21 protein-coding genes are annotated in these 18004 nt (G+C 33.1%); 9 read left to right on the forward strand and 12 right to left on the reverse strand.

Annotated elements, in window-relative coordinates; genetic code table 11:
- Window positions 1-48: 48 nt before the first annotated feature.
- Window positions 49-369: an FtsB family cell division protein gene (locus ACM55I_RS03235; RefSeq protein WP_416845334.1), complete on the reverse strand. Its 321-nt coding sequence runs from the start codon at window positions 367-369 to the stop codon at window positions 49-51.
- 123 nt (window positions 370-492) lie between these two features.
- A complete protein-coding gene (udk, locus tag ACM55I_RS03240; protein ID WP_416837033.1) occupies window positions 493-1101 on the reverse strand; it encodes a uridine kinase in 609 nt (202 codons plus the stop codon).
- Window positions 1102-1254: 153 nt separating this feature from the next.
- Here udk and ACM55I_RS03245 point away from each other — a divergent pair, with 153 nt between their 5' ends.
- The 4 genes from ACM55I_RS03245 to ACM55I_RS03260 all read left to right on the forward strand — a co-directional run bounded on the left by ACM55I_RS03245 (window position 1255) and on the right by ACM55I_RS03260 (window position 3633).
- Entirely contained in the window at window positions 1255-1836 is a 582-nt protein-coding gene (locus ACM55I_RS03245; protein ID WP_416845335.1) for a Crp/Fnr family transcriptional regulator, read from the forward strand.
- A 90-nt stretch (window positions 1837-1926) separates the two neighbouring features.
- Window positions 1927-2679, forward strand: coding sequence for a pirin family protein (locus ACM55I_RS03250; protein ID WP_416845336.1), 753 nt, complete (start codon window positions 1927-1929; stop codon window positions 2677-2679).
- Between the two features lie 45 nt (window positions 2680-2724).
- A complete protein-coding gene (locus tag ACM55I_RS03255) occupies window positions 2725-3255 on the forward strand; it encodes a YceI family protein (RefSeq protein ID WP_416845337.1) in 531 nt (176 codons plus the stop codon).
- Between the two features lie 72 nt (window positions 3256-3327).
- On the forward strand, window positions 3328-3633 hold the full coding sequence (locus tag ACM55I_RS03260) for a response regulator (RefSeq protein WP_416845338.1): 306 nt from the start codon (window positions 3328-3330) through the stop codon (window positions 3631-3633).
- A gap of 100 nt (window positions 3634-3733) precedes the next feature.
- Here the strand turns inward: ACM55I_RS03260 and ACM55I_RS03265 are convergent, their stop codons facing one another.
- From ACM55I_RS03265 to dnaA, 6 genes are all read right to left on the reverse strand, one after another.
- The gene (locus ACM55I_RS03265) at window positions 3734-4615 is read right to left on the reverse strand and encodes an SDR family oxidoreductase (protein ID WP_416845339.1); all 882 of its coding nucleotides are present in this window, start codon (window positions 4613-4615) and stop codon (window positions 3734-3736) included.
- Between the two features lie 79 nt (window positions 4616-4694).
- Window positions 4695-5822 (reverse strand): methionine aminotransferase, encoded by a 1128-nt coding sequence (locus tag ACM55I_RS03270; RefSeq protein WP_416845340.1) that lies wholly within the window; start codon window positions 5820-5822, stop codon window positions 4695-4697.
- A 151-nt stretch (window positions 5823-5973) separates the two neighbouring features.
- Window positions 5974-6492: a hypothetical protein gene (locus tag ACM55I_RS03275; RefSeq protein ID WP_416845341.1), complete on the reverse strand. Its 519-nt coding sequence runs from the start codon at window positions 6490-6492 to the stop codon at window positions 5974-5976.
- A gap of 441 nt (window positions 6493-6933) precedes the next feature.
- The gene (locus tag ACM55I_RS03280; protein WP_416845342.1) at window positions 6934-7656 is read right to left on the reverse strand and encodes an SAM-dependent methyltransferase; all 723 of its coding nucleotides are present in this window, start codon (window positions 7654-7656) and stop codon (window positions 6934-6936) included.
- A 90-nt stretch (window positions 7657-7746) separates the two neighbouring features.
- Complete coding sequence (locus tag ACM55I_RS03285) at window positions 7747-8211, reverse strand: low molecular weight protein-tyrosine-phosphatase (RefSeq protein ID WP_416845343.1); 465 nt, start codon at window positions 8209-8211, stop codon at window positions 7747-7749.
- 7 nt (window positions 8212-8218) lie between these two features.
- Entirely contained in the window at window positions 8219-9646 is a 1428-nt protein-coding gene (gene dnaA, locus ACM55I_RS03290) for a chromosomal replication initiator protein DnaA (RefSeq protein WP_035674283.1), read from the reverse strand.
- Window positions 9647-9829: 183 nt separating this feature from the next.
- On the opposite strand from dnaA, the gene ACM55I_RS03295 reads away from it, so the two are divergent.
- Window positions 9830-10234, forward strand: a complete 405-nt coding sequence (locus ACM55I_RS03295; RefSeq protein WP_416837024.1) for an acyl-CoA thioesterase — start codon at window positions 9830-9832, stop codon at window positions 10232-10234.
- 29 nt (window positions 10235-10263) lie between these two features.
- Here the strand turns inward: ACM55I_RS03295 and ACM55I_RS03300 are convergent, their stop codons facing one another.
- The 3 genes from ACM55I_RS03300 to ribD are packed head-to-tail and all read right to left on the reverse strand — an operon-like array spanning window position 10264 to window position 12543.
- Window positions 10264-10893, reverse strand: coding sequence for an IMPACT family protein (locus ACM55I_RS03300; RefSeq protein ID WP_416845344.1), 630 nt, complete (start codon window positions 10891-10893; stop codon window positions 10264-10266).
- 11 nt (window positions 10894-10904) lie between these two features.
- Window positions 10905-11507 (reverse strand): HAD family hydrolase, encoded by a 603-nt coding sequence (locus ACM55I_RS03305; RefSeq protein ID WP_416845345.1) that lies wholly within the window; start codon window positions 11505-11507, stop codon window positions 10905-10907.
- Window positions 11500-12543: a bifunctional diaminohydroxyphosphoribosylaminopyrimidine deaminase/5-amino-6-(5-phosphoribosylamino)uracil reductase RibD gene (gene ribD / locus ACM55I_RS03310; protein ID WP_416845346.1), complete on the reverse strand. Its 1044-nt coding sequence runs from the start codon at window positions 12541-12543 to the stop codon at window positions 11500-11502. The genes ACM55I_RS03305 and ribD overlap by 8 nt, the downstream gene beginning before the upstream one ends.
- Window positions 12544-12647: 104 nt before the next feature.
- Between ribD and ACM55I_RS03315 the strand changes: the two genes are divergently transcribed.
- Both ACM55I_RS03315 and prmC read left to right on the forward strand, forming a co-directional pair.
- A complete protein-coding gene (locus ACM55I_RS03315) occupies window positions 12648-13133 on the forward strand; it encodes a GNAT family N-acetyltransferase (RefSeq protein ID WP_416845347.1) in 486 nt (161 codons plus the stop codon).
- A 47-nt stretch (window positions 13134-13180) separates the two neighbouring features.
- Window positions 13181-14038, forward strand: coding sequence for a peptide chain release factor N(5)-glutamine methyltransferase (gene prmC / locus ACM55I_RS03320; protein ID WP_416845348.1), 858 nt, complete (start codon window positions 13181-13183; stop codon window positions 14036-14038).
- 97 nt (window positions 14039-14135) lie between these two features.
- Here the strand turns inward: prmC and ACM55I_RS03325 are convergent, their stop codons facing one another.
- Complete coding sequence (locus tag ACM55I_RS03325; protein WP_416845349.1) at window positions 14136-15380, reverse strand: ABC transporter permease; 1245 nt, start codon at window positions 15378-15380, stop codon at window positions 14136-14138.
- 342 nt (window positions 15381-15722) lie between these two features.
- On the opposite strand from ACM55I_RS03325, the gene hisS reads away from it, so the two are divergent.
- Window positions 15723-17093 (forward strand): histidine--tRNA ligase, encoded by a 1371-nt coding sequence (gene hisS, locus ACM55I_RS03330; protein ID WP_416845350.1) that lies wholly within the window; start codon window positions 15723-15725, stop codon window positions 17091-17093.
- 300 nt (window positions 17094-17393) lie between these two features.
- Window positions 17394-17972, forward strand: coding sequence for a nucleotide exchange factor GrpE (locus tag ACM55I_RS03335; protein WP_416837017.1), 579 nt, complete (start codon window positions 17394-17396; stop codon window positions 17970-17972).
- Window positions 17973-18004: the final 32 nt, after the last annotated feature.

The following is an 18004-nucleotide window of genomic DNA, read 5'->3' on the forward strand; positions in this document are numbered from 1 at the left end:
TGTTTTCCTAACCCCAGCCCTCGTGGGAGAGAGCCAGAACTTGGTGTTTTATTTTTTAATCGTGTCACCTTCGAATTCAATGATATAAATATCTTCGCTATCTTTTTTCATATAGTATTTTTCCCGAGCGTATTTTTCTATTTGTTCGGAATTTTTTAATTCTTTGATGTTCTCCTGATCTTTTTTGATTTCCTCTTGGTAATATTTTTTATTATCTTCTAATTCGTCAATTTGTTTGTCCAGAAAACGGTGGTCGAAATAGGAATAATTGTCCAGAAAAATCATCCAAGTAGCAAAAAATAACAAAACCCAAACATATTTGTTACTCAAAAATTTAAACCAAGATTTGTCTTTATATGGATTTGTCATTTTTATTATTTTAGCCCCGATTACAGTGAAAATCCTTTTTATTTTTTCTTTAAAAATAAAAAGATTGTAACGGAAAGCGGGAAATAGCTCCTAATAATTAATTAGATTAAAATTACAACTAAATTATAGTATTTTCTGATTTATTACCGCCCGAACTACATCTATGGCTACGGTATTGTATTTGTCATTTGGTATAATAATGTCCGCAAATGCTTTTGTTGGCTCTATAAATTGCTCATGCATAGGCTTTAATGTCGTTTGGTATCTGTTGATGACTTCGTGCATATCGCGACCACGTTCTGCAATATCGCGTCTCATACGACGTATTAATCGTTCGTCAGAATCAGCGTGAACATATATTTTTACATCAAATAAATCTCTTAATTCTGGATTTGCCAAAATTAAAATACCTTCTACAATCATCACTTTTCTGGGATGTGTAAAAACGGTATCATCAGTCCTGTTGTGCGTTACAAATGAATAAACGGGTTGATTGATGTTGTTTCCCTCTTTTAGTTCTTTAAGGTGAGTAACCAATAATTCGAAATCAATAGCCCGAGGATGATCAAAATTGATGAGTGCTCTTTCATCAAATGAAAGCCCGTGATTTTCTTTGTAATATGAGTCTTGTGAAATAATACCTACTTCAGTTTCCGGTAATTCATTCATAATCTGATGAACTACGGTTGTTTTCCCGCTTCCTGTTCCACCTGCAATTCCTATAATGAGCATAAAAGATGTATTATTTATTTATCAAAGCAAAAATAGGAATTTAATTGCGAGTGGTTTTTGTTTTTTGAGGAAATGTTGCTAATTTAATATATTTATTTGGCATTATTAATTAGCATTTTTTTATACCTTTAGTTTTCTAAAAATCGTAGCATTTTGTACTCACAGATCAATAGAAATATCAGTCGTTATGTGGCTTTTGAACCGGAAGAAATTGAAATTTTCAATTCTTTATTGGAATATAAAACCGTTCCTAAAAAAACGATTCTGCTTCATGAAGGTGAAATGTGCAACTTTGAAGCATTTGTAATCAAGGGTTGTGTCAGGAAATACTATATTGATGCCAATGGTTTTGAAGTTATTCTTCAATTTGCCATTGAAAATGCTTGGATAAGCGATATTTCGTTTAGTATTTATGAAGATAAACCGAGTCGTGTGTTTATCGAAACATTGGAAGATTGTGAGTTTTTTATGTTCAGTCCTGAAACAAAAGAGACTTTATTTGCCAAAGCACCCAAGTTTGAAAGAGCGTTCCGAATATTGATGCAACGCAATCTGGCAGTTACCCAAGATCGCTTATTCAATACCATTTCTAAAACAGCTACCGAGAAGTATTTAGAGTTTCTCGAACATTATCCTACACTTTCACAACGTGTTGCCCAGCATTACATTGCTTCCTATCTTGGCATTTCTGCCGAGTTTTTAAGCAAAGTAAGAACCAAAATTGCCAAACTCTAAATTTTGGTTATTTTTCATTTCTTGTCCTAGTTCAATGCATACGCTTTTTTTTTGACGCAACTTTGTACCATAATACTAAAGAAAAGAACAATGGAAAATATAGATCAAATAAAAGATGGAGTAATTACTCATTCAGTTTTGCACAAAGCCAATACTCGTGGTCACGCAAATCACGGTTGGTTAGAATCCTATCACACTTTTAGCTTTGCTAATTATCACAATCCAGAACGTACGAATTTTGGTGTCTTACGAGTTTTGAATGACGACAGAGTTAGTCAAGGAATGGGTTTTGGGAAACATCCACATGATAATATGGAAATTATTTCTATTCCGATCGAAGGCGATTTAGAACATCAAGACAGTATGGGAAATACTACCGTAATCAAAGAGGGAGATATTCAGGTTATGAGTGCCGGTACTGGTATTTTTCACAGCGAATACAATAAGAATAAAGACCAGTTGGTTAAATTTTTACAGATTTGGATTTATCCGAATCAAAAAAATGTAACCCCGCGTTATGATCAAGTTACTTTGGACTTGAAGGATCGTCACAATAAATTACAACAAATTTTATCCCCAAATCCAGAAGACGAAGGCGTTTGGGTGCATCAGGATGCTTGGTTTCATATCGGGAAATTTGATAAAGACTTTTCTACTTCGTATCAATTAAAAAAACCAGGAAATGGAATTTATGCTTTCGTTTTGAAAGGTGATTTCACGATAGGAAACATTGTTCTAAATGAACGTGACGGTTTAGGAATTTGGGATACTGATACCATTTCAATCACTGCAAATTCAGCTGATGCTGAAATCCTTTTGATGGAAGTACCAATGAAATTGTAATCGGATAAAAAAAAACAATAGAAATAACTAATAAATAATACTACTATGTCAACAACAAAATGGGCAATAGACCCAACACATTCAGAAATTGGTTTTAAAGTAAAACACATGATGTTTACTACTATTTCAGGGAAATTTTCAAAATTTGAGGCTTCAATTGAATCAGAAGACACGGATTTTGAAAATGCAAAAATTGAATTTACCGGAGCAATCGATTCCATATCTACCGGAAATACAGATAGAGATACGCATTTATTAAGTCCTGATTTTTTTGATGCAGCGCAGTTTCCCGAAATTAAATTTTCAGCGACTTCATTTACTAAAGTGAATGAGGGAGAATATGAATTGGTTGGATATTTAACCATGCATGGTGTGACAAAATCTGTGAAACTGCCAGCAGAATTTAGTGGATTAATGAAAGATCCATGGGGAAATACAAAATTAGCTTTTTCATTAGAAGGGAAAATCAATAGAAAAGATTGGGGACTGAATTGGAATTCAGCACTTGAAACTGGAGGAGTTTTAGTAGGTGAAGAAGTTCGATTGAATATTGAATTGCAATTTATAAAAGTATAATTTTACAAGAATTAGAATGGTAATCTCAAAGAATTAGAATCTTTGAGGTTGCTATTTTATAAAAGTTGAATGATGGAAACTACCAATATTCTATACATAGGAAGGCATATCGAAATTCTAGCAATTGTTGTCCGACTCATTAATTCTAATGAAAATTGGAAAGGAGTAGGTGTTATGAATGATGAGGAGGCAAAGGAAATTTTTTGCCAAAAAGAGTTTTCACTGGTATTATTGGGTTCCGGAATTCAGAAAGAAAGTGAAACTAATTTGTGTGCTTTTTTCAAAAAACAAAATCCAAATATAATTGTGGTACAGCATTATGGCGGCGGAAGTGGATTGCTGAAAAGTGAAATTTTAGTAGCTTTGGAGAGTAATTAAAAAAAAAAAATCTTTTTTTTTACCATTAAGAGATTAAGAAAAATTAAGTTCCAGTTCTTAATTTTTCTTAATCTCTTAATGGTTTATTTCAAAAAAACTATTATTTGTTCTTCTTTGCTTTAATCATCATTTCCAACTGATCCCAAAGTTCTTCGGGAATAGCTTCGAGAATGTTGAATTGTCCAGCACCTTTCAGCCATTCGCCTCCATCAATAACTACGACTTCACCATTTACATAGGCTGAAAAATCAGAAACTAAATAAGCCGCTAAATTGGCTAATTCCTGATGATCTCCCACACGTTTTAACGGTACTTTTTTGGCCATATCAAATTTTTCGGCTAAATCACCGGGCAATAATCGGTCCCAAGCGCCTTTAGTTGGGAATGGTCCTGGAGCAATCGCATTAGAACGAATCCCGTACTTAGCCCATTCTACAGCAAGACTTCGTGTCATGGCCAAAACTCCTGCTTTTGCAGTAGCACTTGGCACCACATAAGCGGAACCAGTCCAAGCGTAAGTCGTTACGATATTTAAGATGGTAGATGATTTTTGTTTGGTGTCAATCCAATGTTTTCCAAAAGCAAGAGTACAGTTTTTTGTTCCTTTTAAAACAATATCAATTACAGTATCAAAAGCATTTGCAGATAATCTTTCGGTTGGTGAAATGAAATTTCCAGCTGCATTATTAAGTAAAACATCAACTTTACCAAAGGCTTTCAAAACTTCTTGCAGCATGTTTTCAACTTCTTCGTAATGACGTACATCGCATTGAATAGGAAGGCAGGTTCCGCCTGTTTCCATTTCCAATTCTGCAGCTGTATTTTTCAGCTTTTCTAAATCTCTGGAGGTAATAGCAACTTGCGCACCCAATTCTAAGAAATATTTAGTCATAGCTTTTCCTAAACCGCTTCCGCCACCGGTTACGACAATCACTTTGCCTTTTAGGGCATCGTCCCGTAACATTTTATCTGTATAACTCATGTTTTGATATTTTTTTATTGTAAATATAACAAAATTAAAATAGTATGCGTGCATAATAAAAAAATAAAAATCAATGCTTTTAAATGGCACATAATCTTTTAGCGGCTTCTTCGAGCGTTGCATTGTCTTTGGCAAAACAAAATCGAATTAATTTCAGGTCTTTGCCATCGGCATAAAAAGTAGAAATAGGAATAGCAGCCACACCATGCTCAACGATTAGGTTTTTGCAAAAATTAACATCATTTTCATTTGATATAGCAGCATAGGAAGCAACTTGAAAATAAGTTCCTTCACAAGGCATGAGTTTGAAACGACTGTCTTTTAATAATCGTCTAAAATAATCTCGTTTTTCTTGATAGAATTTCCCAATTTCATCCACAGAAACTAAGTTTAAATAGTCACTAATAGCTACTTGACATATACTATTTACACTGAAAACTAAAAACTGATGCACTTTTTTGATTTCCTTCATTAGGTATTCTGGTGCTACTAAATAGCCTACTTTCCATCCGGTAACATGGAACGATTTTCCAAAAGAGGAAATCATCACGCAACGATTGAGTAGTTTTTTTCGAGTATGAGCAGAGATATGTTTTTGTTCGAAAGTGATGTATTCATAGACTTCATCAGAAAGAACTAAAATGTCAGGATATTTTCCCAGTAGAATTTCCAATGACTCAAAATCTGATTGCTTTAAAATTTTACCTGTTGGATTATGTGGATTGTTAATGATAATCATTTTCGTTTTTGGTGTACAAGCTTTTTCTATAATTTCCCAATTTGGAGTATAGTCATCATTTAAAGCCACTCTAACCGGATTTGCATTGCAAAGTAAAACTGGTGCTTCATAACAATCATAACTTGGATCTAAAATAAGAACTTCATCATTAGTTTTTACTAAAGCCAGTATTGTGGTGAAAATAGCTTGGGTTGCACCTGCTGTTATTAATAGTTCAGTATCAGCTTGAAGGGTTCTACCGTATGATTTTTTGACTAGTGTTACTATTTTTGATAATAACGGAGGATAGCCTGACATTGGGGTGTATTGGTGTACATTTTCTTTGGCAAGTTTGGCAACAATGTTTATTAATCTTTCATCAACAGGAAAGTTTGGAAAACCTTGCGATAGATTAATTGCGTTATGTTCAGCGGCCATTTTAGACATTACTGTAAACATACTGGTGCTGATATGTGGAAGTTTACTCATAAAATAATTTCATTTTTTACTCTATAAATATAACTGGTTTATGAATGATTTTTAGTTTTTTTGAAGATTAAAATTTTAAAAAAATAAATAGTTCTCTAAAAAATAAAAAAGCTATCCAAATGATAGCCTTTAATTTATTTAGTGGTTTTAATTACATTCCTTTCACAATATCCCCATTTGCATTAACAACTAATTTACGAACGTCGTTATCTTTTTTTATTCGGAGATTATATTCTTTTTTAACGACATCACCTTCTTTCTGGGTATATAAATATTTGTCATTTACAATTTGCCACCCAGGAAAAGCTTTATAAACAGAATAAATTACACTATTTGGGAGTCTTACATTTTTATAGTTTTCAACAACCCGAGTCAATTTCCCATTTTCATTATAAGTTGCATTCAATGATCCATTTTTGGTTTCCATAATTACTAAATAGTTTTCATATCCTTCATAATCTTTCCCCAAATCGTAAGCTATAAATTTTTCTTCTAAAGCTCTTACATTTTTATCCGGATTTTTATCTGGTAAATAAATCGAGAAGTCTTTTCCAGCACTTTTAATTACAACTCCTGGTAATTCTTCCATCCTTATATTTCCATCCATATCTTGCGAATATGACATAATGGTCATGCTTAAAAAAAGCACAACAATAATAAATGATTTCATGATATTTAGTTTTTAAAATTATATTCAATAACTATGATTAAAATAAATTTACTAAGGCTTATCATTTTCTTCCCCTTTTTGTTTTTAATTTATTTAAATCATTATAATTCAAAACATTAGTGGCTATATTTTTTGAATATTAAATCAAAAAATTATATTAGGGACCAGTAAAGTTAGTATTTTTTTGAAAATTATGCAGTTAACTTTTTCTATAAATAAAGTTAATATAAGTGGAAATTTTGTGTTTATTTTTAGGAAGAAAATCCACTTGTAGCTATAAATAAAAAGCGGGAAATTGTTATTTTTTGTCTAATGAAAAGTAATCGTCCAACAAGTAACATTTCATAGATTCATTTATTATTTAATCAGTCATCACAAAGGAATGAGACAATCTTAGAAGAATTATTGTAAGCGGAAGTGTTTTAAATTCAGAATTAACTGTTACATTTTATGAATGATGAAAATAGTAGGACGATTGTGTAAATCTACCTGTGTTTTTTTCCAGTCAGAAGCGCGCATAGTTTTGATATATTCTGTTGGTAAAGTTATATCTGTTGCGATACAAAGATAGGTTGCAGGATTTAAGGCTTGTAAAATATCTTCCAACATTTTATTATTTCTATAAGGTGTTTCTATAAAAAGTTGGGATTGGTTTTTATCTTGAGATAGTTTTTCCAAGTTTTTTAGAGCCGTTTTTTTTTCTCCTTTTTCAATGGGCAAATACCCATTAAATGTAAAACTTTGTCCATTCATTCCAGAAGCCATCATCGCCAAAAGAATAGAGGAAGGCCCCACGAGTGGAATAACTTGTATTCCTTTTTCATGTGCCAGTTTTACAATTACTGCGCCAGGATCAGCTACACCGGGACAGCCTGCCTCACTCATTAATCCTACATTTTTCCCTTCTAGTAAAGGTTTGATAAAATCTAAATGTTCTTTGGTTTCAGTATGTTTGTTTAAAACAAAAAGTTTCAGCTCTGATTGTTTCTTTTCTGGACTAACTCCTTTGATGGATTTTCGGGCAGTTTTTTCGTTTTCAACGATATAATAATCAATAAAATCAATACTTCTTTTTATGGTTTGAGGTAAAACATCCATAGGGTTGCAATCTCCCATTGTCGTTGGTATTAAATAGAGTTTTCCTAGACTGGTGTTTGGCTGCATTGGGATTGTTTTGGGGTTCAAAAGTAAATTTTATATTGTGTATTTTGATAAAATATTAGGTTTTTTAATTAGGATAAAACTAAAAGGTTATTAATGTTTTTCTATTAATTTTTTTGAAATTACATCACAAACTTCATCTAGCATATTGTAAACGATTTCAAATCCATTTGGTAAACCAAAATAAGGATCTGGGACATCTACATTTTCATTTGGAAATAACTCATTCAAAATAAGATGTACTTTCTCTTTATGATCTTGATTTTTGGCAAGCGCAATCACATCTCTATAATTAGAGTTGTCCATCACATAAATGTAATCAAAAGCATCAAAATCATTCGTGCTGAATTGACGTCCTTTTTGATTTGAAATGGTGATTTTATTTTTTTTTGCAACAGCAATAGAACGATCATCAGGTGAATGACCAATGTGCCATGAACCTGTTCCTGCTGAATCAACTGTAAATTTATTTTTTGGGAGTTTTGATGCTAATATACCCTCGGCCAAGGGAGACCGACAAATATTTCCTAAACAAACCATTAAAATTTTTATGGACATGATGCTTTTATAGCGTTAATTTTTTATTGATATCTTCAACAAATTTTTTGAATTGTTTGTCAGTAGCAACTAAATTGTCAACGGTTTTGCAAGCGTGTAATACTGTAGCGTGATCTCTATCTCCAATTTGTGAACCAATGTTCGCCAAAGAAGCTTTTGTGAATTTTTTAGCAAAAAACATTGCCAATTGCCTCGCTTGTACAACATGCCTCTTTCGAGTTTTTGATTGTAGTGTTTCTAAATCCAATTGGAAATAATCGGAAACAATTTTTTGGATGTAATCGATGGAAATTTCCCGTTTTACATTTTTTACAAATTTTTCAACAACACTTTTTGCAAGTTCTAAAGTAACTTCTTTTTTATTAAAAGAAGATTGTGCAATTAAGGAGATAATAGCTCCTTCCAATTCTCTTACATTTGATTTGATGTTTCTTGCTACGTATTCTATTATTTCTTCAGGTATTTCAACACCATCTCTATATAATATATTTTTAAGGATAGAAATTCTCGTTTCATAATCCGGTTGATGCAATTCAGCAGACAATCCCCATTTGAAACGAGATAATAAACGTTGTTCAATATCTTGCATGTCAACCGGTGCCTTATCTGATGTTAAGATTACCTGTTTTCCATTTTGGTGCAAATAATTGAAAATATGGAAAAATACATCCTGAGTTCCTGATTTTCCAGAAAGGAATTGTACATCATCAATAATTAAAACATCAATTAATTGATAGAAGTGTATGAAGTCATTTCGGTTATTTTTCTTTACCGAGTCTATATATTGTTGTGTGAAAATTTCAGCAGAGATGTATAAAACTGTTTTTTCAGGATATTTGTCTTTTATTTCCACACCAATTGCATGGGCTAAGTGTGTTTTTCCAAGACCGACTCCCCCAAAAATTAACAATGGATTGAATGAAGTTCCTCCAGGTTTATTGGCAACAGCCATCCCAGCAGAACGAGCTAATCTATTAGAATCTCCTTCAAGAAAATTATCAAAACTATAATTTGCGTTAAGTTGAGATTCAATTTTTAAATTCCGAATTCCAGGAATCACAAAAGGATTTTTTAATTCCGGGTTTAAGTTTTTAAATGGAGCATCGACTTCTTGCGGTTTCATGGGTACTCTATTGGCACTTGGCAATTGTTCCGTAAACGGTTGTTTGTTGCCATAAGTGTTTTCCATTCTGATTTTATATAGTAACTTTGCGTTTTTTCCAAGTTCTTTGGTAAGTGCCACTTTTAATAATTTCACATAGTGTTCTTCTAACCATTCGTAGAAAAATTTACTTGGAACTTGAATATATAATGCGTTATCGGTAAGTTCAACTGATTTGATTGGTTCGAACCAAGTTTTGTAAGCTTGATCCTGAATGTTGTCTTTTATGAAAGACAGACAGTTTTCCCATACTGATTGAGCAGTTTTGTTCATATATTCTGTTAAATTATTTTTATTGGTAATTATTATCTTACTAAAAAAAGTGTGAAATTTTATTATTTTTCGGGGTAACAAATATGTGAACAAATTTCTGTAAAAAAAAATATATTGGGTAATAATTTTACAAATTATTGTCGTAAGGAGCTTTTTAAATTTTAAATTTTTAATACATAATTAATGAAAGATCATCAAATTCAAGTTCGTGTACGCTACTCAGAAACTGACCAAATGGGAGTGGTTTATCATGGGAATTATGTTCCCTATTTTGAGATAGGAAGAGTGGAATGGCTTAGAAACAAAGGGATTTCGTATAAAAGTATGGAAGAAAGTGGTATCGCGTTGCCAATTGTTTCCATGAATATAAATTATAAAAAATCAGCTCGCTATGATGAGTTGCTTACCGTTCATACCACTTTCAAAAGTCAGAGTTCTGTTAAGATTGAATTTGATTGCGCTATTTATAATGAGTCTGATGAGTTATTAACAACTGCCCAATTTATTTTGGTTTTTCTGTCCTTAAAAACGGGTCGTCCAACAGCTCCTCCAGATTATATTTTAGAATTGTTAAAAACGATAGAATAAATTATAAAAACAGCAATTTCGAATAGAAATCAGAGTCGTTTTATATCGATTTCAAACATCAGATTAAAAATGTCGAATACCATTTCGGCATTTTTTTTTCGTGTTTTTATTTCGATTTTCCCTATCGGAAGTCCTGAATCTTCGTTTATTTCCATTTCTTGAGTCACAATTTCTAATCTTTTCTCCTTAATTACCCGCATCACTTTATTCATGTTTTTGTAATCGAATGTGATTGAATAATGAATATTTATAGTTTTTTCGACTATTTCACAAGTTTCAAGAACCATTTGGGCAGTAGCTTTGTAAGCCGAGATTAATCCACCAACACCTAGTTTTACGCCACCAAAAATTCGAACCACCACAATTAGTATATTGGTTACAGAAAACGACTGAATTTGTCCGTAAATAGGTGTACCTGCAGTGTTGCTGGGTTCCCCATCGTCATTAGCTCTGTAAGTTATGGTATCAGCACCTATTTGGTAAGCATAACAAAAATGGCCTGCGTTAGGATGTTGTTTTCGTAAAATTTCGATTAGTAGTTTTACTTCATCTTCTGATTGGATGGGGTAGGCGTAACCAAAGAATTTGCTATTTTTTTCTTTGAATAATACTTCTGAAGAGGGAAATTCAATAGTGTTGTAAGTGTCTTTAAATTCCAAAAGGTACTTTTCTAAATTATTTTTTTGTCAAATAAATCAACGATATCTTCTTTTCCGACTTGTAAATTCCAAACTTGGAATCCTAATGCAAGAGCTGCATCAGTATTTTCTTTTTTATCGTCAATGAATAAAGTGCGCTTAGGAGCTAAATCGTGCTTGTTTGCTAGGTAATTAAAAATTTCAGGATTGGGTTTTCTCATTTCTACTTCAAATGAAAAATAAACTTTTTCAAAACATTGATAGAAATCACTGTAAAATGAAATCCCGTTTTTTTGTTCGAAAGTTTCTATGTGAATAGAATCAGTATTGGACAATAGAAACAAGCGGTATTTTTTGGAAAGCATTTGAAGGAATTCCAGTCTATATAATGGAAAATCAAGAAGAATGGCATTCCAAGCCTCTAGGATTTCATTTATTGAAGCATTTGGTACCTGTTTCTGAATACCAAGAAGAAAATTTTCACGTGAAATTTGACCTGTTTCAAACTGAGTGTTTAAAAGGTCTAAATCTTCATTCCATTCTGACAAGCCTAATTTTTCTAAGGCATCCATTGTGGCTTGTTTATCTAAATTGATAAATATATCCCCAAAATCAAATATAATGGTATTAATCATGGTTTCTAGAAATTTTAAGTTCATCATTGCCAATCGAATATTTTTCGAACGCTTTTTTATCTAGTATTGGGGCTTTTGTTCCTGTAGTAAATGGAATGTTTCCAACAAATATTCTTGCTTCATCCCAAAGATTTTCATCAATAAAAGTCTGTAAGGTTTGTTTGCCTCCTTCAATAATAACCGACTGAATTTGATGCTTGTAAAGCACTTCTATTATTTGGACTGCTATATTTTGATTAAAATCGATTACTTCAAAGATAGTGTTTTCTTTTTTAATTGTTGTTTTCAATTTAGAAAATACGATAGTCTTAGTCTCATTGTCAAAGATATGGCTGTCCTCTGGAATGCGATTGTTTTGATCTATAATCAATCGGATTGGGTTGTTTCCATACCAATCCCGCGCGTTTAGTTTTGGATTGTCATCAATAACGGTTTGCGTTCCTACTAAAATTGCTTGTTCTTCAGTTCGCCATTTGTGTACTAATTGTCGGGAATAAACATTGGTAATCCAAACTGGTTTTTTTTCCTCTTTTTCTAATGGTGCAATAAAACCATCCAGAGTTTCGGCCCATTTCAAAATGATATACGGTCTTTTCTTTTCGTGGAAGGTAAAAAAACGTTTGTTCAGTTCGTGACATTCTGCTTCGAGAATACCAACGGTAACTTGTATTCCGGCTTCAATAAGTTTTTTGATTCCGTTTCCAGCCACTTTTATATTTGGATCAATAGTACCAATAACCACATTTGGAATTTTATTTTTGATAATTAAATCGCAGCAAGGTGGCGTTTTTCCAAAATGACTACACGGCTCTAAACTTACGTAGATAGTTGCTTTTTTTAATAGCGATTTATCTTTTACTGAATTCACGGCATTTACTTCGGCGTGCGGTTCTCCAGCTTTTTTATGCCAGCCTTCGCCAATGATTTTATCTTCATAGACAATCACACTGCCTACCATAGGATTGGGATAGGTTGTTCCTAAACCATTTTTGGCTAACTCGATGCATCGCTTTATATATTTTTCATGTATTTTCACATTACAAAAGTAGTAATTTTTGAGTTTGCGATTTAGTTTTGAAACTTTCGAAAATAACAATAAACAATTTCTACTTTTGTAGGTAAAATTAGAATGGAATAAAAATGGAAGACTACAGCATTAGAAAAATAAAAAAAGAAGACAATCAAGCGGTTGCACAATTGATACGAACGGTTTTTGATGAATTGAACATTCCAAAGGTAGGAACCGCTTATGAAGATCCTTATCTGGATTTAATGTTTGAGGAATACTGTAAGCCTAAATCTGTTTATTATGTTGTTGAAAAAGATGGGAAAATCATTGGTTCTGCCGGAGTAGCGCCTTTGGAAAATGAAGCGGAAACTATTTGTGAATTGCAAAAAATGTATTTCCTTCCAGAAACGCGAGGTCTTGGAATTGGCAGCAAAATGATGGCTATCTGTTTGCAAAGTGCGAAGGATTTTGGTTTCGAAAAATGTTACTTGGAAACGATGCCATTTATGCATGATGCCCAAAAGTTATACAAAAAAGTAGGTTTCGAATACATTTGTTCCCCAATGGGAAGCACCGGTCATACCAGTTGTCCAGTTTGGATGTTGAAAGAATTATAAGTTTTGAATTGACAGCATTAATTCATTAGAACCGATTCCCTAATAAAATGAAAATAAAAGAATACAGAACTCAATTTATTAACGCGCTTACTCCAATTTACGATGCCGGTGAAGCCGAGAGTTTTTTCTATTTGATTTTAGAAGAAAAAAAGCAGTTGAAAAGAATTGACTTGGCATTGCATCCTGATTTGGCTTTTTCGGAAGAGGAAATTGCGGTTTGGAATTCTATTTTGGAACAATTGCAACAGGAGATTCCAATACAATACCTGTTAGGTAAAACCAGTTTTTATGGTTTGGATTTTGAAGTCAATGAAAACGTTTTGATTCCAAGACCGGAAACCGAAGAATTGGTGGATTGGATTATTAAAGATACAGCTACTCCTCGTAATAATCAAGGTTTAAAAATTCTGGATATTGGAACAGGAAGCGGTTGTATTGCTATTTCATTAGCGAAAAATATTTCTAATGCTCAAGTTTTTGCCATTGATGTTTCTGAAAAAGCGTTGGCCACAGCCAAAAAAAATGCCCAAATCAATGCCGTAAACGTTACTTTTATAAATCAAAATATTCTTGAAACCGAAGATTTACAACAGCAATTTGATATTATCGTTTCCAATCCTCCTTACGTTCGGAATCTGGAAAAAGAGGAAATCAAGAAAAATGTTTTGGACAATGAACCGCATTTGGCTCTTTTTGTCGAAGATAATAATGCCTTGATTTTTTATAAAAAAATAGCGGAATTGGCTCAAAAAAATCTTGTGCCAAACGGACAATTATATTTTGAAATCAATCAATATTTAGGAAAAGAAATGGTGGAGTTACTCGAAAAAATGAACTTTGCAACTATTGAATTACGCAAGGATATTTATGGAAATGACAGAATGACGAGAGGAAGTGTTCAGTGATCAGTTCTTAGTATTTATTATTTATAAATTGAAACGAATCACAGATTGCTTTTTTTAGGTTGTAGAGACTGACCACTGAATACTGCCAACTACTCACTTACTCATATCGCAATGCTTCAATCGGATCAAGTCTGGCTGCTTTTACAGCGGGATATAAACCGGAAACGATAGCTACAATAAAACTGGTTATAAATGCAGCTATGATAGCGCCCCACGGAATTACAAACACAAAACTCATTGCGGTAGCAATTCCAAAACCAATCAGGATTCCAAAAATAATTCCTACCAATCCGCCTAATTGCCCAATAAGTAAGGTTTCTATGAAAAACTGAAAAGCAATCGTGGTTTTTTTAGCGCCTAATGCTTTTCGAACCCCAATTTCCCTAGTACGTTCGGTTACTGAAACAATCATGATATTCATCAAAGCGATGGAAGAACCAAGAACGGTGATTATTCCAATAAGCCAGGAAGCCAGCCCCAGATATTTAGTAATTCCAAGGATTCTATTGATAAGATCATCACTACGAACGACACCAAAATTATTGTCTTTTATAGGACTTAATTTGCGTACCCTGCGCATCGTGCTGGTGGCATTATCAATGGCTTGGTCCAATAATTCTTTTTTAGAAACCATGATGCTCATCGTATAATTGATATTTGGAGCGGTAAAAAGTGAACGAGCGACTTGAATTGGGATTAAAACCCGTAAATCTTGGCTATTTCCAAACGTTGATCCTTTTTCTTTCAACACTCCTATGACTCTAAATCGGGCACCACGAATCGAAATTACTTTATCAATTGGATTCACGTCTTTCAGTAGCCCTTTCTCAAAATCAGAACCTACAATGCATACATACGCATTGTTATCGATGTCAAAACCGGTAAAATTTCGTCCAGCACTGGTTTCTAAACCGGAATTGGTAATAAAATGTTCATCAACGCCAACAATTGAATTTTCGGGATCCGTTTTAATAGCTCCGAATTTAACTTCCGCCGCTGATGTAGCTGTAAAGGAAAGTGAAGTTTCAGTGAAAGGATATTTATATTTGTTTTTGAAAGCGACAGCTTCCGGATAAGAAATAATCGGATTTATAATTTCTCGCTCCTGTCCGCCGCGGTTTCGGACTTCGTTTTCATATTGGTTAATATTAAAAGTATTTGCTCCCATCGAAGCAAAATCAGTCGAAATTGTGTTTTCTAGAGCAGAAACTACTGTCAGAATCCCAACCAAAGCAGTTATTCCAATCGCAATAATCAGTACAGTAAGTATAGTTCGCAACAATTGTGTTCTGATAGAACCAAAGGCAATTCGGATATTTTCTTTGAATAATTTTAGCATCATACGAGTTTGACACGAAAATACAATTTTTGTTACAAATTTTCTTTTCAAAAATTCTAATTTATTTTAAGGAGCTATTTCCAGCTTTCCGCTAGAATCTGTCACTGAAAATAATTTGTTTTCAATTGCCTAAAAGGAGCTTCCTTTGGTCGCTCTTTCAGGCAAGAAAACAATATTATTTTTCACTTCCCTATTTCCGCTGTAATCTGGGCTAGGCATCGGGTAATAAAATGCGAAAATTTGTAAACAGATTTATTTTAAAAATAAGATATTTGCAAAGAATTAGAATTTGGAGTTTTTCAACAATTCCTAAATCTGAAAATCTAAAAATCCAATAATCAAAAAATGGCATCAAAACCGAGCATTCCAAAAGGAACTAGAGATTTCTCACCAACTGAGGTGGCAAAACGTCAATATATCATTCAGATTATAAAAAGTAATTTCGAGAAATTCGGTTTCCAACCTATAGAAACACCTTCATTCGAAAACTCCGAAACCCTAATGGGAAAATACGGAGAAGAAGGCGATCGTTTGATTTTCAAAATATTAAATTCCGGAGATTATTTAGCGAAAGCCAATGCCACTCATTTAGAAAATAAAGATAGTACTAAATTAACAGCAAGTATTTCTGAGAAAGCACTTCGGTATGATTTAACGGTTCCGTTTGCTCGTTATGTAGTACAACATCAAAACGAAATTGAATTTCCATTCAAAAGATACCAAATCCAACCCGTATGGAGAGCTGACCGTCCACAAAAAGGACGTTTTAGAGAATTTTTTCAATGTGATGCTGATGTGGTAGGTTCTAAATCCTTGTGGCAAGAAGTAGAATTAGTTCAATTATATGATACTGTTTTTACGACTTTGGGTTTAGAAGGAGTAACTATAAAAATTAATAACAGGAAAATTTTATCAGGGATTGCTGAAGTAATTGGCGCATCAGATAAATTAATAGATTTCACAGTTGCGTTAGACAAACTCGATAAAATAGGGGAGGACGGCGTGAAAAAGGAAATGATGGAGAAAGGCATTTCGGAAGAAGCTATTGAAAAGGTACAACCGTTATTTAATTTCACAGGGACCATTTCAGAGAAAATAAACCAGCTTTCAGTTTTGCTTGCTGAATCCAGTGAAGGAATGAAAGGTGTTGAGGAGTTGCGTTTTATTTGTGACAACGTGATGAAATTGGGGTTGAACACTTCTATTTTAGATTTAGATGTGACGCTGGCAAGAGGTTTGAATTATTATACAGGAGCAATTTTTGAAGTGGCTCCGCCAAAATCAGTTGCGATGGGATCCATCGGCGGCGGCGGAAGATACGATGATTTGACTGGGATTTTCGGACTCAAAAACATGAGCGGCGTTGGAATTTCTTTTGGATTGGACCGAATTTATTTGGTTATCGAAGAATTAAATTTATTTCCTGAAACTGTAACGGCAACTTCTAAAGCGTTGTTTATTAATTATGGTGATACAGAAGCGTTTTATGGATTACAAGCCATACAAAAATTACGGGCTTCCGGAATAAAAGTAGAATTGTATCCTGATAATGCCAAGGTGGCCAAACAGTTTCAACATGCGGATAAACGAGGTATTTCTTTTGCAGTAATTGTAGGAGCGCAAGAAATGGAATCTAATTCTTTTTCGCTTAAAAATTTAGTGACAGGAGAGCAGGTTTTACTAGATTTTGAAGGTCTAAAAAAGGCGCTTTTATAAGTGATATTTAAAGTATAAAAAAAGCTTCGTTTTATTAAACGAAGCTTTTTTTAATATAGGGTAATATGAATTAATAATTTTTTAGTGGGCAACCTTTTGTGTTTTCTTCAAAAAAACATTAACAAATTTATGTAATCTTTATCGATATAGTCTTAAAATTATATTAAAATTTCAGTACAATCTATTAAAAATATTGTGCTAAAACTAATTAAAAACAAAGAGTACTTCAATAGTAAGGTGACAATTTGACATTTTATAAGATTTGGCAGTACTTTTGCAATCCAAAGAAAAGAATAAAAAATGAAGTTTAAGAATTTTTTTAAAAACACAAGTAATATGACTACTGAAAATACAGAAATCGATCAAGAAATAGATGACCTAACATTAGAACAGAATGCGAATGGTGAGCAGCTTATTGTTGAGGAATTAGGTGTTGAAGAACAATTAACGCAAGACTTAGCCAAAGAGAAAGATAAGTATTTGCGATTATTTGCTGAATTTGAAAATTACAAACGAAGAACTACTAAAGAGCGTATCGAGTTGTTTAAAACAGCAAACCAAGAAGTTTTACTTGCTATGTTACCTGTTTTAGATGATTTTGACAGAGCTATTGTGGAAATAAGTAAATCTGAAGATGAACTGCTATTAAAAGGAGTAGAGCTTATTCATGAAAAATTAAAAAACACATTAGTTTCTAAAGGATTAGAACAAGTTGAGGTTAAAGCTGGAGATGCTTTTGATGCAGATTTTGCTGAAGCAATAACTCAAATTCCTGCACCATCTGACAAAATGAAAGGTAAAATTGTCGATGTTCTTGAAAAAGGATATAAATTGGGAGATAAGATCATTCGTTTTCCAAAAGTTGTTATAGGGCAGTAGTAGAGACGCGATAAATCGTATCTGTACGACAT

Source organism: Flavobacterium algoris, from assembly GCF_048158525.1.
In the GTDB taxonomy this organism is placed as follows: domain Bacteria; phylum Bacteroidota; class Bacteroidia; order Flavobacteriales; family Flavobacteriaceae; genus Flavobacterium; species Flavobacterium algoris.

Excerpts from the sequence above, each read along its gene's own strand:
- ACM55I_RS03265 (WP_416845339.1), bottom strand. The coding sequence starts at position 4,615 with ATGAGTTATACAGATAAAATGTTACGGGACGATGCCCTAAAAGGCAAA.
- dnaA (WP_035674283.1), bottom strand. The coding sequence starts at position 9,646 with ATGAACAAAACTGCTCAATCAGTATGGGAAAACTGTCTGTCTTTCATA.
- ACM55I_RS03315 (WP_416845347.1), top strand. The coding sequence starts at position 12,648 with ATGGAAGACTACAGCATTAGAAAAATAAAAAAAGAAGACAATCAAGCG.
- ACM55I_RS03260 (WP_416845338.1), top strand. The coding sequence starts at position 3,328 with ATGGAAACTACCAATATTCTATACATAGGAAGGCATATCGAAATTCTA.
- ACM55I_RS03250 (WP_416845336.1), top strand. The coding sequence starts at position 1,927 with ATGGAAAATATAGATCAAATAAAAGATGGAGTAATTACTCATTCAGTT.
- ACM55I_RS03325 (WP_416845349.1), bottom strand. The coding sequence starts at position 15,380 with ATGATGCTAAAATTATTCAAAGAAAATATCCGAATTGCCTTTGGTTCT.
- ACM55I_RS03305 (WP_416845345.1), bottom strand. The coding sequence starts at position 11,507 with ATGATTAATACCATTATATTTGATTTTGGGGATATATTTATCAATTTA.
- hisS (WP_416845350.1), top strand. The coding sequence starts at position 15,723 with ATGGCATCAAAACCGAGCATTCCAAAAGGAACTAGAGATTTCTCACCA.
- ACM55I_RS03295 (WP_416837024.1), top strand. The coding sequence starts at position 9,830 with ATGAAAGATCATCAAATTCAAGTTCGTGTACGCTACTCAGAAACTGAC.
- ACM55I_RS03235 (WP_416845334.1), bottom strand. The coding sequence starts at position 369 with ATGACAAATCCATATAAAGACAAATCTTGGTTTAAATTTTTGAGTAAC.
- ACM55I_RS03275 (WP_416845341.1), bottom strand. The coding sequence starts at position 6,492 with ATGAAATCATTTATTATTGTTGTGCTTTTTTTAAGCATGACCATTATG.
- ACM55I_RS03255 (WP_416845337.1), top strand. The coding sequence starts at position 2,725 with ATGTCAACAACAAAATGGGCAATAGACCCAACACATTCAGAAATTGGT.
- ACM55I_RS03270 (WP_416845340.1), bottom strand. The coding sequence starts at position 5,822 with ATGAGTAAACTTCCACATATCAGCACCAGTATGTTTACAGTAATGTCT.
- prmC (WP_416845348.1), top strand. The coding sequence starts at position 13,181 with ATGAAAATAAAAGAATACAGAACTCAATTTATTAACGCGCTTACTCCA.
- udk (WP_416837033.1), bottom strand. The coding sequence starts at position 1,101 with ATGCTCATTATAGGAATTGCAGGTGGAACAGGAAGCGGGAAAACAACC.
- ACM55I_RS03280 (WP_416845342.1), bottom strand. The coding sequence starts at position 7,656 with ATGCAGCCAAACACCAGTCTAGGAAAACTCTATTTAATACCAACGACA.
- ACM55I_RS03285 (WP_416845343.1), bottom strand. The coding sequence starts at position 8,211 with ATGTCCATAAAAATTTTAATGGTTTGTTTAGGAAATATTTGTCGGTCT.
- ACM55I_RS03335 (WP_416837017.1), top strand. The coding sequence starts at position 17,394 with ATGAAGTTTAAGAATTTTTTTAAAAACACAAGTAATATGACTACTGAA.